Origin of the sequence: Streptomyces sp. CA-135486, from assembly GCF_050936555.1 — a bacterium.
Classification (GTDB): domain Bacteria; phylum Actinomycetota; class Actinomycetes; order Streptomycetales; family Streptomycetaceae; genus Streptomyces.
This window is the reverse complement of the sequence record NZ_JBNJMM010000002.1, coordinates 3,618,850-3,632,402: the sequence shown is the minus strand read 5'-3', so window position 1 is coordinate 3,632,402 and position 13,553 is coordinate 3,618,850. Positions and strand designations below refer to the sequence as shown.

Genomic DNA, 13,553 nt, shown 5'->3' with positions numbered 1-13,553 from the left:
CTGCAGGCCCGGGGCCTGCAGATCGGCGTGCCAGGAGCCGCCTCGGCGCACTGCCGATGGGTGCGTCCCAGTTCGAGCAGTTGTGACGTTCGGCTGCCAACGCTGCCCGACCGGGCGTCAATTCGACGAGGCGTTCGACAGGGTGCCGATCTCCCGATCAGGGCCCGGGCAGGGTCAGGTACTCCGCGATGCGTTCCCCCCATGTACGGATGTCGGCGCGCGTCCGGGACACATGCAGGTCGGCGTGCGGCAGCAATTGGGCCAGCGTTTCAGCGGTCGACAGGGGGTGGCCAGGGTCATCCGCCCAGGCCAGGATCAAGCCCGGCCGGCGCAGCGCGGCGATTGCCGTGCGGGAGGGCAGGTCGGACAGCGCCAGGCCGCGCAGGACCGACGGCAGTACCCGCTCGGGGGGCGTCGGTGGGAACTCGGGAACGTCGGCTACGACCGCGGGGCGGGGCTGTGTCCCCCTGGCGGCGAGCCAAGCGTCCAGTCCCTCTCGTTCGATGGTGTCGGCGGATTCCCGGTTGGCCCGCGCATGCGCCTCGCGCGTCGTCCATGCGGTGGGTGGGATGAGCAGGACCAGTCGGGAGAACCGGTCGGGTGCTCGGACAGCGGCGTGCAGCACGCTGCCGCATCCCATCGACGCGCCCATGGCGGTGACGGGCTCGGCGGCACCCAGGTGATCGAGGAGGGACAGCAGATCGTCGGCAAGCGAGGGATAGGTGTAGTCGGTCTCCACAGGTCCGCCGGTGGATCGCCCGTGCGCCCGGGCGTCATAACGGACCAGGCGATGCCCCGCGTCCAGGACCGGCGCCCAGTCGAACAGGTCCATCCGGTCCTCGGTGGCCTGGCTCACGAACCCGCCGTGTGCGTACACGGCGAGCGGGCCCTCACCGGCGTCGTCGTAGTGCAGCTCAGCCCGGCGATGCCAGAAGCGGCCTTCCCTGACAGTGTGCCTGCCCACTGCTCTCATGGCTGCGCGCCTCGTCTCGGCACCTCTGCGCCAATGCTACGACTGCGGAGGACGCGGAAGACCAGCGTCGCTTGCCAGGAGTGGCGGTCAGGGACTGTTGGATGTCTCCGCAGGTCCGCCGGACGGCGTTTCCGGCAGGAGCGCCCAGGCACGGGTGCCCGTGGGCGTCCGGTGAACGCCGTGTCGCTGAGAGAGAGCCTCCACAAGGTGGAGTCCCCGACCGCCTTCCGCAATGTCCTCGCCCTGGCCCGGCCGGTCCGGAACCCGCCACAGCCCCTTGTCGAGGACTTCGATCCGCACCGTGGAACAGGAGTGTGCGAGGCGAAGGCTGACGTTGGTGGAGCCGCTGTGCCGGACCGTGTTGGTGACGAGTTCCGAGACGATGACGCGTGCCGCGTCGGCCACCTCGTCACCGACCCGCCATGCCGCGAGCCGCGCCTTGGTGAAGGCTCGTGCTCGGGATACCGCCTGCTCTGCGGCCGGCAGGGTGCAGCATGCGAGAGCGCTGGGGCGTATCGGCTGCCTGAAGGACGGTTCGAGTGCCGCCGCGTGGAGGCGGCGTCGTGGTGATGGCGGGTATCGGGTCTGCATCACAGCTCCCTGGACGAACGGATCGAATGTGTGTCAGATGATGACGAGGGCTTCCAGCCTGCGGGGGCCGTGGACGCCCTCGACGCGGTCTAGTTCGATGTCGCTGGTGGCCGACGGGCCGGACACGAACGTCAGTGGCCGCACCGGATCGAGCCGGGCCAGTGCCTCCGGTACGGAGGCGAGGACCTGTTCGGCTCGCACCACACACAGGTGGTAGTCGGGCACCAGGGTCAAGGCCCTGCGCCCCTGCCCCGGGCCGCCGTCGAGGATGAGCGTGCCGGTGTCGGCGATGGCGGCGGAAACCGTGGTGACCACGCCGTCGACCAGGTCCAGTTCACGGACGGGCAGTTGCGGGTGGTCGCTCAGTACCCGCTCCGGGGCCAGTTCGCCCTGCCACTCCGGCGGAAACCCGCGGGGGATCACCACGCAGCCGGCTCCGCGAGCGGCGAGGGCCTGCGCGACGGCCGTTGCGGCCGTCTCAGCCGTCACCAGCCGCACCGGAGCCCCGTAGTCCGCCATCCGTTCGGCGAGCAACTCGACCGCCTCGCGCGACCCGGCAGGCGGACTGCCTCCGGGCGAGTAGTGCCTGGCCACCGGCACGTCCTCGGGCCGCTCGGTCTCCGGTACGTCCGTCAGCGCACGGCGGATGCGGTTGAGGACTTCCTCGCGTGCGTTCATCGATGCCTCTTCTTCCACCAGGTTCGAAAGGTTTCCTGGGCCGGGAGCGGCGCGTCACGGGCGTCGGTCCAGGCGGACAGCCCCGGCAGTCGGCCGATGCGTCCGCGCCGAGCCGGCAGTCGCCCGGCCGCGGAGCCCGCGCGCTGTGCCGCCGCCAGCCGGGACGGGTCGGAGAGCACCCAACGCGCCGCCGTCATCGCCAGCCGCTCCAGCTTCGGCGCCCGGCGGGCGCGGCTCTCGTCCACCACCCGCGCACGCAGATGGACGAGCACCTCCGGGATGTTGATCTTGACCGGGCACACCTCGTAGCACGCGCCGCACAGCGTCGAGGCGTACGGCAGGGAGCGGTCCACCTCCGAGGCCGTACCGCGCAACTGGGGGCTGAGGACGGCGCCGATCGGGCCGGGATAGACCGAACCGTAGGCGTGCCCGCCGACCCTTTCGTAGACCGGACAGACATTGAGGCAGGCTGAGCAGCGGATGCAGTTCAGTGCCTGGCGGCCGATCGGGTCGGCGAGGGTGTCGGTTCGCCCACCGTCCAGGAGCACCAGGTGAAATGCGCGCGGTCCATCCCCGGCGGAGGTGCCGGTCCACACCGAGGTGTACGGATTCATCCGCTCCCCCGTGGAGGAACGCGGCAGGAGCTGCAGGAATGTCTCCAGGTCCCGCCACGTGGGCACGACCTTCTCGATGCCGACCACGGAGATGAGCGTCTCGGGGAGGGTGAGGCACATCCGCCCGTTGCCTTCCGACTCCACCACGACCGCGGAACCGGTCTCGGCCACCAGGAAGTTCGCTCCCGAGATGCCGACCTTCGCCCGCAGGAACTTCTCCCGCAGGTGAATCCGGGCCGCTTCGGCCAACTCACGCGGCTCCTCCCCCAGATCGGCGGGCGCCGGGGTGCCGTAGTCGGCCATGGCGCTCCGGAAGATCTCCCTGATCTCTGCCCGGTTGCGGTGAATGGCCGGGACCAGGATGTGCGAGGGGTGGTCCTGGCCGAGCTGGACTATCAGCTCGGCCAGGTCGGTCTCGTACGCGGCGATGCCGGCGTCCGCGAGCGCCTGGTTCAGCCCGATCTCCTGGGTGGCCATCGACTTGACCTTGACCACCTCCCGTTCCCCGGTGGCCTGGACGAGGTCGACCACGATCCGGCCCGCCTCCTCGGAGTCGCGGGCCCAGTGGACCCGGCCGCCTGCCGCGGTCACCCGTTCCTCGAGCTCCAGCAGATAGCGGTCCAGGTGACGCAGGGTGCGTTCCTTGATCGCCCGCCCGGCCTCGCGCAGTTCCTCCCAGTCCGCCAACTCGCCCACCGCGTCCGCCCGCTTCTGCCGGATGGTGCCGGTGGCGTGCGCGAGATTGCGGCGCAGCTGGGCATCGGCGAGAGCGCTCTTCGCCGCGCTCGGGAATGCCGGAATGCCCAGGAACGTCGTGTCGTTCACAGGGACTTCACCCTTTCCGTCATGTGCCGGGACGGGCCCGACGGCCGCAGTTCGTCCGGTGCCGGTTCCTCTTCGGTGGAGGCGAGGATCTCGGCCAGGTGCAAGGTGCGCACACCCGTACGCAGCCGGGACAGCACCCCACCGATCTGCATCAGGCACGAGTTGTCGCCCGCGCACAGGACTTCGGCTCCGGTGCGCAGCACATGGCTGACCTTGTCCGCGCACATCGCCACCGACGTATCGGAGTTCTTCAGCGCGAAGGTGCCACCGAATCCGCAGCACTGGTCGGCCGCCGGCAGCTCGACAAGGTCGATGCCGCGCACCGCCCGCAGCAGGGTGAGCGGTTTGTCGCCCACGCCGAGCATGCGCAGCGAGTGGCATGTCGGGTGGTAGGTGACCCGGTGCGGGAAGTAGGCCCCGACATCGGTGACATGGAGGACGTCCACGAGGAACTCGGACAGCTCGTACACCTTCGGAGCAGCTCCTACAGCCGCGGCCAGCCCGGTGTCCTGTGCCACCTCGGCCACCCGGCCGTGGTACTCGCGCACCATGCCGGCGCACGAGCCCGAGGGCGTCACCACCGCGTCGTATCCGGCGAAGACCTCGACGAAGCGCCGCACGAGCGGCACGCACTCGCGCTGGTAGCCGGTATTGAAGTGCATCTGACCGCAGCAGGTCTGCTCGAGCGGGAACTCCACCGTGCAGCCGAGCCGCTCCAACAGCTTCACCACCGCTTGGCCGGTCGACGGGAAGAGGGTGTCGTTGAAGCAGGTGATGAACAGCGCGATCCGCATGATTCCTCCGATGCGTGGCAGGGGGCGCGACGGCGCTTACGGGAGCATCCAGGCGAGGAGGCCCGACTGCAGGTAGACCAGCACGCACATGCCCAGCAGGAGCAGCAGGCTCCACTTGATCGCGCCCCGGAACAGCACGGACTCCCGACCGACCAGACCGACCGCGGTGGCGGCGATCGTGAGGTTCTGAGGACTGATCATCTTGCCGACCACGCCGCCCGAGGTATTGGCGGCGACGAGCAGGGTCGGATCGAGACCGGCCTTGCTCCCGGCAGCCTGCTGAAGGGTCGCGAACAGCGCGTTGGCCGAGGTGTCCGAACCGGTGACCGCGGTGCCCAGCCAGCCGAGGATCGGCGAGAGGAACGCAAAGGCGGCGCCCGCACCGGCGATCCACGAGCCGATGGTGATCGTCTGCCCGGACAGGTTCATCACGTAGGCGAGCGCGAGGACGGAGGCGACGGTGAGCATGGCCCAGCGCAGCTTGGCCACCGTGGCGGCGAACTCACGGGCCGCGGACGCCGGGCTCACCCGGTAGACGGCGGCGACAACCAGCCCGGACAGCAGGAGCAGCGTGCCCGGGGAGGACAGCCAAGGGAAGGTGTAGACCGTGGTGGTCGATGCCTTGCCCGCGGCCGTGAGGACCTGCCCGTCGAGCCCAGGCCAGCTGATCTTGAGATCGCTGGCGGTGAGGAACTCCTTGACCGGCGTCCACAGTTTTGCGACCGAGAACACCGCGATCACGATGAGATAGGGCAGAAACGCCATCACAACACGGCCGTTGCCGCGGTCTTCGGCCGTCGCTATGCCACCCGCAGCCGGGCGGCTCTGCGCGGCCGGACCGGCGCTGCCGCTCGGCTCGGCGCCGCGCGCGGGCCGGCCACCGTGGGTCCGGGGGCCGGAGTCACCGGTCCGGTCCAAGGCGCTGTCGGCCTCAAGGGCGGCCCTGGCTTGATCGGCGCCCTGCGGCTGCCACACCCGGAGGAAGAGGACCATCGCCGCGAGACCCGCCAGTGAGGCGATGATGTCGGTGAGCTCCACCGAGATGTAGTTGGAGCTGACGAACTGGGCGACCGCGAACACCACACCGCACACCAGCGCCGCCGGCCAGGTCTGGCGGATCCCGCGTCGGCCGTCGACGAGCGCTACGAGCAGCAGGGGCACGAAGAGGGCGATCAGCGGAGTCTGTCGGCCCACGTAGGCGCCGATGTCGGTGTAGGGGATCTTGGTGAGATTGCCTGCCGTGATGATCGGAATCGCGATGGCGCCGAACGCGACAGGGGCGGTGTTGGCAACCAGTACGGTGATCGCCGCGCGTACGGGAGCGAAGCCCAGCGCCATCAGCATCACGCCGGTGATCGCCACGGGGGCGCCGAATCCGGCCAGAGCTTCCAGCAGGCCGCCGAAACAGAACGCGATGATCACTGCTTGGATCCGTGGATCGTCGCTGATCAGGCCGAAGGCCCTGCGGAGATCCTCGAAGCGGCCGCTGACGACGGTCAGCTGGTAGAGCCAGATGGCGGTGAGAACGATCCACATGATCGGGAAGAGACCGAAGGCGGCCCCCTCACTCGCCGACAGCAGGGTGAGGCCCGCGGGCATGTCATAGCCGATCACGGCGACGGCGATCGCCACGGCGAGGGATGCGAGGCCGGCCCAGTGGGCCTTCCATCGCAAGCCGCCGAGCAGCAGGAAGAGTGTGAGCAACGGCAGGGCGGCGACGAGTGCGGAGACCGCGAGGCTGTCGGCGATGGGGGAAAGACTGGGCTGATACATGCGACTCTCACATCAGGTGTTTGGTCAGACCATGCTTTGGCCTTCTCACGCTAGGCATCCGGAAGCACTCATGTCCAGGGTTGTGTCGCCAGAATTTAACTTGGTCTGACCAAACACTGGATGCCTCAAGCTATGATCGGATGCGACAACAGGGGGACTCGCCCCGACCGCAGACGCGGCCACCAAAGGGTGAAAGGGCTTTCCATTGGCTGAGACGACCGCGGCCTGGGAACCGGTACCGCGCTCCCGCACCTTCGAGCTCGTCCTGGCCCGGATCGAGGAACAGATCCTGGCGGGCAACCTGCGCGTGGGCGACCGGCTGCCGCCGGAACGGGAGCTCGTAGACCTTCTCGGCGTGAGCCGTGCCGCCGTACGAGAGGCTCTGCGGGTGCTGGAGGCGCAGGGTGTACTGCGCTCACGTGTGGGCACCGGACCGGCGTCGGGCACCGTCATCGCCGCCATGCCCAGCGCCGGCCTCACCCAGCTGCTGCGGCTCCATATGGCGCTCGCGAACTTCCCGCTCGGTGACGTCGTCGAGGCGCGCGCCACGCTGGAACGGTCGAGCGCCCGCCTCGCGGCTGAACGGGCCACCGAGGACGATCTTGCCCAGATGCGCGACTCTCTCGTCCGCATGGATGTGGCGGGACTGGCGCGCGAGCAGTTCAACGACTGTGACACCGACTTCCACGTCGCCATCGCCGAAGCCGGAGGCAATCGGCTGGTGGCCGACATGACGATCGCCGTCCGCAACGCCGTACGCCACACGCTGCTCACGGCGTTCCACAAGCTCTCGGACTGGGAAGCCGTCGCGGACCGGCTGCGCTCGGAGCATCACGCCATCTACGAAGCCATCGTGGAGCGAGACGCCGAGCGGGCCGGTGATCTCGTGGAGGAGCACATCAGGGGCTTCCACCACGACATCGTCCGGACGGTCCTGGAAGGACCGGAAGCCGGACCGTCGTAGCCCGGGCCACGCCACGGATTCCGCGGCGGAGGTTCTCACCAGGCGCAGCAGGCCCAACGCGGCACCGGTGGAACCTGCCAGAGCCTGAGCCCTGCCCCGACAGGCGCCTGGGCCCGATCCCGGTTCAGGTGCAAACGCCATCCGGTTCCTGCGCGGATGTAACGACGGCTGCCAGGTCTGCGCCCGCTCGGAGGAGCGCCACGGTCCGTGTGGCGATCTGGTCCAGACGTTGTCGCAGGATGTGCTGGGTCTCTCCCGGGCCGTCGAGCCGGTGCAGGGAGCCCATGATCTCGCGCACTGCGGGAATGCTGTAACCGGCGCCGCGGAGGGCCACAACGATGCGGGCCGCTCTGATGGCTGACAGACCGTAGCGACGTGCCCGCAGTGACGTCACTCGCTCGGGGGTGACAAGCCCTTCCTGCTCCCAGAACCGCAGGGTGGAGGGACGTACATGGAGCGCTCCGGCGAGCTCCGTGATCGTCATCGCGTCACTCTCCTGCTCGAACTCGGCTGTGTTCGCTTCGGCCTGGATCGCGCGCAACGCTCGTTGAGCGCGCAGAGCCTCCTCTCGTTCCCGCGCGAGCCGAACATGGACCGCGTTGATCGCCGCAGCCGCCTCCGCGATCGTCTCTGTTCGCAGCTCCGCGAGCATCTGCCGGGCTGCGACAGCCCCAACGGCCCCCGCGAGCCCTCGATAGGCGCGAAGAGCCTGCACGTGAATCGGTGTGTAGGAACGGTAACCGTTGCTCGATCGAGCGGCTGGGGGAACGACTCCCAGCCGCTCCAGGTTGCGAACCTGCTGCACCGAGTACCCGGTCTCTCTGGCGACGTCGACGGTTCGGAGCAGCACTCGTTGCGAACCGCTCACCAGCTCCCCCATCAGACAACCCCACACAGGCACTTGAAGGTGATGCTTGAACCATGAGTATGGAACAGATCATCGCGACCGTGCGAGGCTTCGCCGGCGCGCTCGTAGTTGTCCCGGAGCCGGGCGGCGACTTCCCCGAGTTCGCGTGGGGGGATGCGTTCTTCTACTACGCCCCCGACGGTCAGATGCCTCAGAACGTCCAGCCTTACGGAACGATCGTCATCAAGAACTACCCCGACGACACTGCTTCCGACCTCGACCCTCCGGGCCGCTGGCGCGTCAACATCCACGTTGACCGTGCGACGTTCCGGGAGCTCACGGGAGAGGAGCCGCGCAGCCTCACCCGACCTCGCGACTACGCAGCCGCCGACAGTGTGATGCCGCACCCGGTATACGGCGCGCTCGGCTGGATCTGTGTCGTCAATCCTGGTGGGAGGACAAGGGACACGGTCGTGCAGCTTCTGCGCGGCGCCCACGACGCAGCTCGTGCCAGGATCGCGCGGCGATACGAACCGGGAAGGTCGCTGGAGACTGACTGACACAGTTCCAGACCAAGCCGACTTGACCTTGCCTGGATCCGACCGCCCGCGAGCTCGTGCAGTGGACAGTCGCTTGCGGGGCACTCGCTGACGCCGTGCGCCAGACCTTGGGTTTACGCCGGGACGCAGCCCATCGCGCGGCTCATTCGATGGCATAGGTGATGACCGGGCTCGGCGGACGGCAGGGACTGGACCGTCCACGTGGTGTGAAACGTCCTTCAACTTCACAGCGGCAGCCAGCACGAATGGCAGGTTGGCCTGGCTAAGGTCGAGCGTGGGCAGGGGGCCCACGCCGGCTGTGGAAGTTCGATCTGATCGTGGCAGTACGTCATGTCGTCGGCGTTCGCAACGGTGTCGACAACGACATCGCCGGCGGCAATTGGCCTGGAGTCGGCGGCTCACAGCCGCCCGGGAGCCCGATCAGCCGACGTGGCCACATCGACCCATGGGCCTGGGAAGGGGCCAGCGCTCTGTCACCGAGAACGCGGACGGCCCTCCCGCTCAGGCCGATCGAAACAGTGGTGAGGGAACACGCCGACCCGAAACCGCTGCCTCAGCGGGCACTCAGGAAAACGGTCAGGACGGCAGCCGAACCCCGGCCTGGAACACCGTCCCTGGGGCCGACGGTGGGCCAACTGCCACTCTCCCGTGGAGGGACGGGCAGCCACTGTTCGGATGCGTACAGCAACCCATTTGCACCACGTCGTTGACAAGCATATTGACATCATGTCACCCGAACGGTAGAGCGCTCGGAGTCGGCAGCCGCCACCTCAAGGAGCGACGGGGCTGCACGCTCAGGGCGTCCAACCCGGCTTTCTGGTCCCGGAGTTGAATCCTCTGAACCCGCGAGTAGGTCATCTGTCCCAGACTATTGACTCCAGTTCAGCACCTAGGGATTCTCTTCGGCATGCTGCGCCGGCCGACTACGCCCGCGGGCCGGCGAGTGATGCGACCGGCCGGTGTCCCTGCTGTACGCACCAACCGTCGCTGCGCAGCGAACTGCCGGACAGTCCGGCGGCTGTGGCCCAGGTGGCGGCCTCAGCTCCTTACCTCTCACACCATCCCCCCGTTGGAAGGCCGTACCGTGACCCCACACACGCACCGAAGGCCCAGACTGATCGCGATCCTGTCGTCCTTCCTCGCCCTGGCCACGATGGTCTTCGGTGCGGGGACCAGTTCCTCCGCCGAGGCAGACGTCAACTGGTGGTCCCCAGGAGCCCGGCCGGCCCCCGACTCCCAGATCAACGTCACCGGCGAGCCGTTCACCGGGACCGACGCCCACGGCGAGGTGCGGGGATTCGTCGACGCGCACGACCACCTGATGTCCAACGAGGCCTTCGGCGGCCGCCTCGTGTGCGGCAAGCCGTTCTCCGAGCAAGGAGTCGCCGACGCCCTCAAGGACTGTCCTGAGCACTACCCGGACGGCTCGCTCGCGCTGTTCGACCTCATCACCAAGGGCGGCGACGGCAAGCACGACCCCAACGGATGGCCGACGTTCAAGGACTGGCCGGCCCCCGACTCCCTGACCCACCAGCAGAACTACTACGCCTGGGTCGAGCGGGCCTGGCGTGGCGGCCAGCGCATCCTGGTCAATGACCTCGTCACCAACGGCGTGATCTGCTCGGTCTCCCCCTTCAAGGACCGCGGATGCGACGAGATGACATCCATCCGCCTGCAGGCGAAGAAGACGTACGAACTGCAGGACTACGTCGACAGAATGTACGGCGGCCCGGGCAGGGGCTGGTTCAGGATCGTCACCGACGCCACCCAGGCACGCCGGGTCGTCGAACAGGGCAAGCTGGCCGTCATCCTGGGCGTGGAAACCTCCGAGCCGTTCGGATGCAAGCAGATACTGGACATCGCGCAGTGCGGCAAGGACGACATCGACCGCGGCCTGGACGAGCTGCACAAACTCGGCGTACGCAGCATGTTCCTGTGCCACAAGTTCGACAACGCGCTGTGCGGCGTCCGCTTCGACTCCGGCACACTCGGCACCGCGATCAACGTCGGCCAGTTCCTGTCGACCGGCACGTTCTGGAAGACCGAGAAGTGCACCGGCCCCCAGCATGACAACCCCATCGGAAACGCATCGGCACGCGAGGAGGAGAAGCTCCCCGCCGGCGTCGAAGTCCCGGGATACGCCGCCGACGCGCAGTGCAACACCCGGGGTCTCACCGGGCTGGGCGAGTACGCGGTACGGGGCATGATGAAGCGCAGCATGATGCTGGAGATCGACCACATGAGCGTCAAGGCCACCGGCCAGGCCTTCGACATCCTCGAGTCTCAGGCGTACCCCGGCGTGATCTCCTCGCACAGCTGGATGGACCTCGGCTGGATCGAGCGGGTCTACCGTCTCGGCGGTTTCGTCGCCCAGTACATGAACGGCGCCGAGGGCTTCAGCAACGAGTCGAAGTTCGCCGACGCACTGCGCGACAAGTACAAGGTCGGTCTTGGGCTCGGCAGCGACATGAACGGCCTCGGCAAGCATTCGCTGGGCCGCGGTACGGACGCGCCGACCCCGGTGAAGTACCCCTTCCGCAGCACCGACGGCGGCTCCGTCATCGACCGGCAGGTCACCGGCGACCGCACCTGGGACATCAACGTCGACGGCACCGCGCACTACGGCATGGTTCCGGACTGGGTCGAGGAGGTCCGGCTCCTCGGCGGCCAGGGCGTGGTCGACGACCTGTTCAAGGGCGCCGAGTCCTACCTGGACACCTGGAAGGCGACGGAGTCCCACAAGCCGGGGGTCAACCTTGCCGCGAACGTGCCCGCTACGGCCAGCTCGTCGGAGTGGAACCTGTTCACGAGTTACGCCCCCGACAGGGCCGTGGACGGCGACAAGGGCACCCGCTGGGCCAGTGACTGGAGCGACGACCAGTGGCTCCGAGTCGACCTCGGAAGCCCGAGGCTGATCAATCGGGTCACCCTCGACTGGGAACGCGCCTACGCAGCCGAATACCGCATCGAAATCTCCACCGACGGCACCAACTGGCGGCCGGTGTGGTCCACCACCGCCGGCAACGGCGGTCTCGACACCGCCGAATTCACCGGCGTCTCGGCCCGGTACGTACGCATCCACGGGATCAAACGCGGCACCGGCTGGGGCTACTCACTCCACGAAGTCGGCGTCTACAGCAGCTGATGGTCTACCGCAGCTGAAACAATCGGCTCGACCCGCTTCACGCCCCGGGCACGCACGTGTCCGGGGCCGCCGTCACCGGCATCCGCCGCCGAAGCGAGCATGCCGCAGCCTCGGAAGCACGTCCGCCCCCGGGGAGGTACCGGGCCCGGAAGGGGAAGGCACATGTCACGCAAGCCGTCGGCCGAACGGCGCCGGCAGCTGATCGAAGCAGCCATCCGGGCCATGACCCGCGACGGCGTCGCCAAGACAACAACACGGTCCATCGCCGCCGAAGCAGGCGTCTCCCTGAGCGTTTTCCACTACTGCTTCGACTCCAAGCAGGCGCTGCTCGAGTCCGTGATCACATCCATCACCGACCATTACATCGCCGGCGTCAGGGAGGCCATCCAGCCCAAAGCCACCCTGCGGGAAACCTTCCTTGCGGGCATCCACGCCTACTTCGACCACGTGGCCGCCAACCCCGGCGAGCACATGCTCACCTACGAACTCACCCAATACGCCTTGCGCCAGCCAGGATTTGAACATCTGGCTCGACACCAGTACGAGCAGTACACCCACATCTACACCGAGCTCCTCGAGGAGCTCGGCCGCACGAGAGGGTACGAACTCCTCGTCCCCGCCCCCGTCCTGGCCCGCTACCTGGCCGTCATGACCGACGGCCTCACCCTCAACTACTTGGTACTCGGCGACAAGGCCGGCGCCATTCAAGTACTGGACACCGTCGCCAACCACCTCACCAACCTCGTCAACGAGTAACCGACAGCCATCAAGGGCCTATGGCAGCGCGGTGCCGCGGGCTGTGAGCCACAGCTCGTACCACTCCTCGTGTGTGAGGTCGGGTTCCCGCAGCGCGGCGTCGCGGCAGGCGTGGATGCGCTCGGGTCGGGCGCTCCCGATGACCGGCGCGATCCGGACCGGGTGACGCTGTAGCCACCACAGCACAATGGTTTCCGCTGTCGTGTCCTTCTTCTTGGCCAGGGCGGTGACGAGCTGCGCGGTCGCGTGCTCGGTCGCCGTCTCCTGGCGGCCGGTGAAGCGTCCCTGAGCGAGCGATCCCCACGCCTGCAGCTGGATGCCGTTGGCCATGCAGTGCTCCATCGTGCCCAGCGGGAAACTGTTCGTGGCGCCTTCGGAGGTGTTGACGAGGACTCCGGCTTCGAGCCAGTCCCGTCGCTGCAGACTCATCTCCAGCTGATTGGCGACCAGGGGGACATCGACGGCTGCCTGGAGGTGCGCGATCTGCGCGGCGCTCATGTTCGACACACCAAAGCGCCGTACCGTGCCCTGCCGGTGCAGCGAGGTGAGCGCCTGGGCAATCTCTTCCGCACCGGTCAGCGGGTCGGGCCGATGCAGGAGCAGTACGTCGATGACATCGGTGCGCAGTCGGGTGAGACTTTCCTCGACGCGCTGGATGATGCTCTGCCCGCGCAGGTCGTAGATGCCGGGCCGGTCGCCGTCCGCGAGGCGGATACCGCACTTGGTCTGCACGGTAATGCGTTCGCGCAGCCCCGGCGTGCGAGCCAGGACCTCACCGAAAACCGCTTCGGCCTTCCCGTGACGGTAGATGTCGGCATGGTCGAATGCGGTGATCCCGCTGTCCAGCGCGGCTTTGATCGCGGCCTCGGCATCATTGATGTCCGCCGCACGGTGGGGCTGGGTGTCCCAGCTTCCGCCCAGTCCCATGCACCCGTACAGCAGCCGGTCCTCACGCGCGTCAGTCTTCGTCGTCACGCCACTACCTTTCCACGACACCGCCTGCCGTGCCGGTAGCAGGGTGTCCCAGGGTGAC

General features: G+C 68.0%; 12 protein-coding genes. 4 read left to right on the top strand and 8 right to left on the bottom strand.

The window, feature by feature from the left end; translation table 11 throughout:
• Positions 1–157 precede the first annotated feature (157 nt).
• The 6 genes from ACQEVG_RS35950 to ACQEVG_RS35925 form a co-directional block, all read right to left on the bottom strand.
• Complete coding sequence (locus ACQEVG_RS35950) at positions 158–973, bottom strand: alpha/beta fold hydrolase (protein ID WP_432991791.1); 816 nt, start codon at positions 971–973, stop codon at positions 158–160.
• Positions 974–1,060: 87 nt separating this feature from the next.
• On the bottom strand, positions 1,061–1,564 hold the full coding sequence (locus ACQEVG_RS35945) for an ATP-binding protein (protein WP_432991789.1): 504 nt from the start codon (positions 1,562–1,564) through the stop codon (positions 1,061–1,063).
• Between the two features lie 33 nt (positions 1,565–1,597).
• A complete protein-coding gene (locus tag ACQEVG_RS35940; RefSeq protein WP_432991787.1) occupies positions 1,598–2,242 on the bottom strand; it encodes a LutC/YkgG family protein in 645 nt (214 codons plus the stop codon).
• On the bottom strand, positions 2,239–3,681 hold the full coding sequence (locus ACQEVG_RS35935) for a LutB/LldF family L-lactate oxidation iron-sulfur protein (protein ID WP_432991785.1): 1,443 nt from the start codon (positions 3,679–3,681) through the stop codon (positions 2,239–2,241). Before ACQEVG_RS35935 ends, ACQEVG_RS35940 begins: the two co-directional genes overlap by 4 nt.
• Positions 3,678–4,475, bottom strand: a complete 798-nt coding sequence (locus tag ACQEVG_RS35930) for a (Fe-S)-binding protein (RefSeq protein WP_432991783.1) — start codon at positions 4,473–4,475, stop codon at positions 3,678–3,680. The genes ACQEVG_RS35935 and ACQEVG_RS35930 overlap by 4 nt, the downstream gene beginning before the upstream one ends.
• A gap of 36 nt (positions 4,476–4,511) precedes the next feature.
• Entirely contained in the window at positions 4,512–6,248 is a 1,737-nt protein-coding gene (locus tag ACQEVG_RS35925) for an L-lactate permease (protein WP_432991781.1), read from the bottom strand.
• Positions 6,249–6,453: 205 nt separating this feature from the next.
• On the opposite strand from ACQEVG_RS35925, the gene ACQEVG_RS35920 reads away from it, so the two are divergent.
• A complete protein-coding gene (locus ACQEVG_RS35920) occupies positions 6,454–7,212 on the top strand; it encodes a FadR/GntR family transcriptional regulator (protein WP_432991779.1) in 759 nt (252 codons plus the stop codon).
• A 124-nt stretch (positions 7,213–7,336) separates the two neighbouring features.
• Here the strand turns inward: ACQEVG_RS35920 and ACQEVG_RS35915 are convergent, their stop codons facing one another.
• Positions 7,337–8,092, bottom strand: coding sequence for a MerR family transcriptional regulator (locus tag ACQEVG_RS35915; protein WP_432991777.1), 756 nt, complete (start codon positions 8,090–8,092; stop codon positions 7,337–7,339).
• A gap of 47 nt (positions 8,093–8,139) precedes the next feature.
• On the opposite strand from ACQEVG_RS35915, the gene ACQEVG_RS35910 reads away from it, so the two are divergent.
• The 3 genes from ACQEVG_RS35910 to ACQEVG_RS35900 all read left to right on the top strand — a co-directional run bounded on the left by ACQEVG_RS35910 (position 8,140) and on the right by ACQEVG_RS35900 (position 12,520).
• Positions 8,140–8,619 carry a DUF6194 family protein gene (locus ACQEVG_RS35910; protein ID WP_432993147.1) on the top strand — a complete coding sequence of 160 codons (480 nt, stop codon included), beginning with the start codon at positions 8,140–8,142 and terminating at the stop codon, positions 8,617–8,619.
• Between the two features lie 1,153 nt (positions 8,620–9,772).
• Complete coding sequence (locus tag ACQEVG_RS35905) at positions 9,773–11,764, top strand: discoidin domain-containing protein (protein ID WP_432993144.1); 1,992 nt, start codon at positions 9,773–9,775, stop codon at positions 11,762–11,764.
• A gap of 162 nt (positions 11,765–11,926) precedes the next feature.
• Complete coding sequence (locus ACQEVG_RS35900) at positions 11,927–12,520, top strand: TetR/AcrR family transcriptional regulator (RefSeq protein WP_432991775.1); 594 nt, start codon at positions 11,927–11,929, stop codon at positions 12,518–12,520.
• Between the two features lie 18 nt (positions 12,521–12,538).
• Here ACQEVG_RS35900 and ACQEVG_RS35895 read toward each other — a convergent pair whose 3' ends face one another.
• Positions 12,539–13,495: an aldo/keto reductase gene (locus ACQEVG_RS35895; protein ID WP_432991773.1), complete on the bottom strand. Its 957-nt coding sequence runs from the start codon at positions 13,493–13,495 to the stop codon at positions 12,539–12,541.
• Positions 13,496–13,553: the final 58 nt, after the last annotated feature.

What these genes read in the sequence shown, in the direction of transcription:
- ACQEVG_RS35930 (WP_432991783.1), bottom strand. Translation starts at nt 4,475, where the DNA reads ATGCGGATCGCGCTGTTCATCACCTGCTTCAACGACACCCTCTTCCCG.
- ACQEVG_RS35900 (WP_432991775.1), top strand. Translation starts at nt 11,927, where the DNA reads ATGTCACGCAAGCCGTCGGCCGAACGGCGCCGGCAGCTGATCGAAGCA.
- ACQEVG_RS35910 (WP_432993147.1), top strand. Translation starts at nt 8,140, where the DNA reads ATGGAACAGATCATCGCGACCGTGCGAGGCTTCGCCGGCGCGCTCGTA.
- ACQEVG_RS35905 (WP_432993144.1), top strand. Translation starts at nt 9,773, where the DNA reads ATGGTCTTCGGTGCGGGGACCAGTTCCTCCGCCGAGGCAGACGTCAAC.
- ACQEVG_RS35915 (WP_432991777.1), bottom strand. Translation starts at nt 8,092, where the DNA reads ATGGGGGAGCTGGTGAGCGGTTCGCAACGAGTGCTGCTCCGAACCGTC.
- ACQEVG_RS35925 (WP_432991781.1), bottom strand. Translation starts at nt 6,248, where the DNA reads ATGTATCAGCCCAGTCTTTCCCCCATCGCCGACAGCCTCGCGGTCTCC.
- ACQEVG_RS35945 (WP_432991789.1), bottom strand. Translation starts at nt 1,564, where the DNA reads ATGCAGACCCGATACCCGCCATCACCACGACGCCGCCTCCACGCGGCG.
- ACQEVG_RS35940 (WP_432991787.1), bottom strand. Translation starts at nt 2,242, where the DNA reads ATGAACGCACGCGAGGAAGTCCTCAACCGCATCCGCCGTGCGCTGACG.
- ACQEVG_RS35950 (WP_432991791.1), bottom strand. Translation starts at nt 973, where the DNA reads ATGAGAGCAGTGGGCAGGCACACTGTCAGGGAAGGCCGCTTCTGGCAT.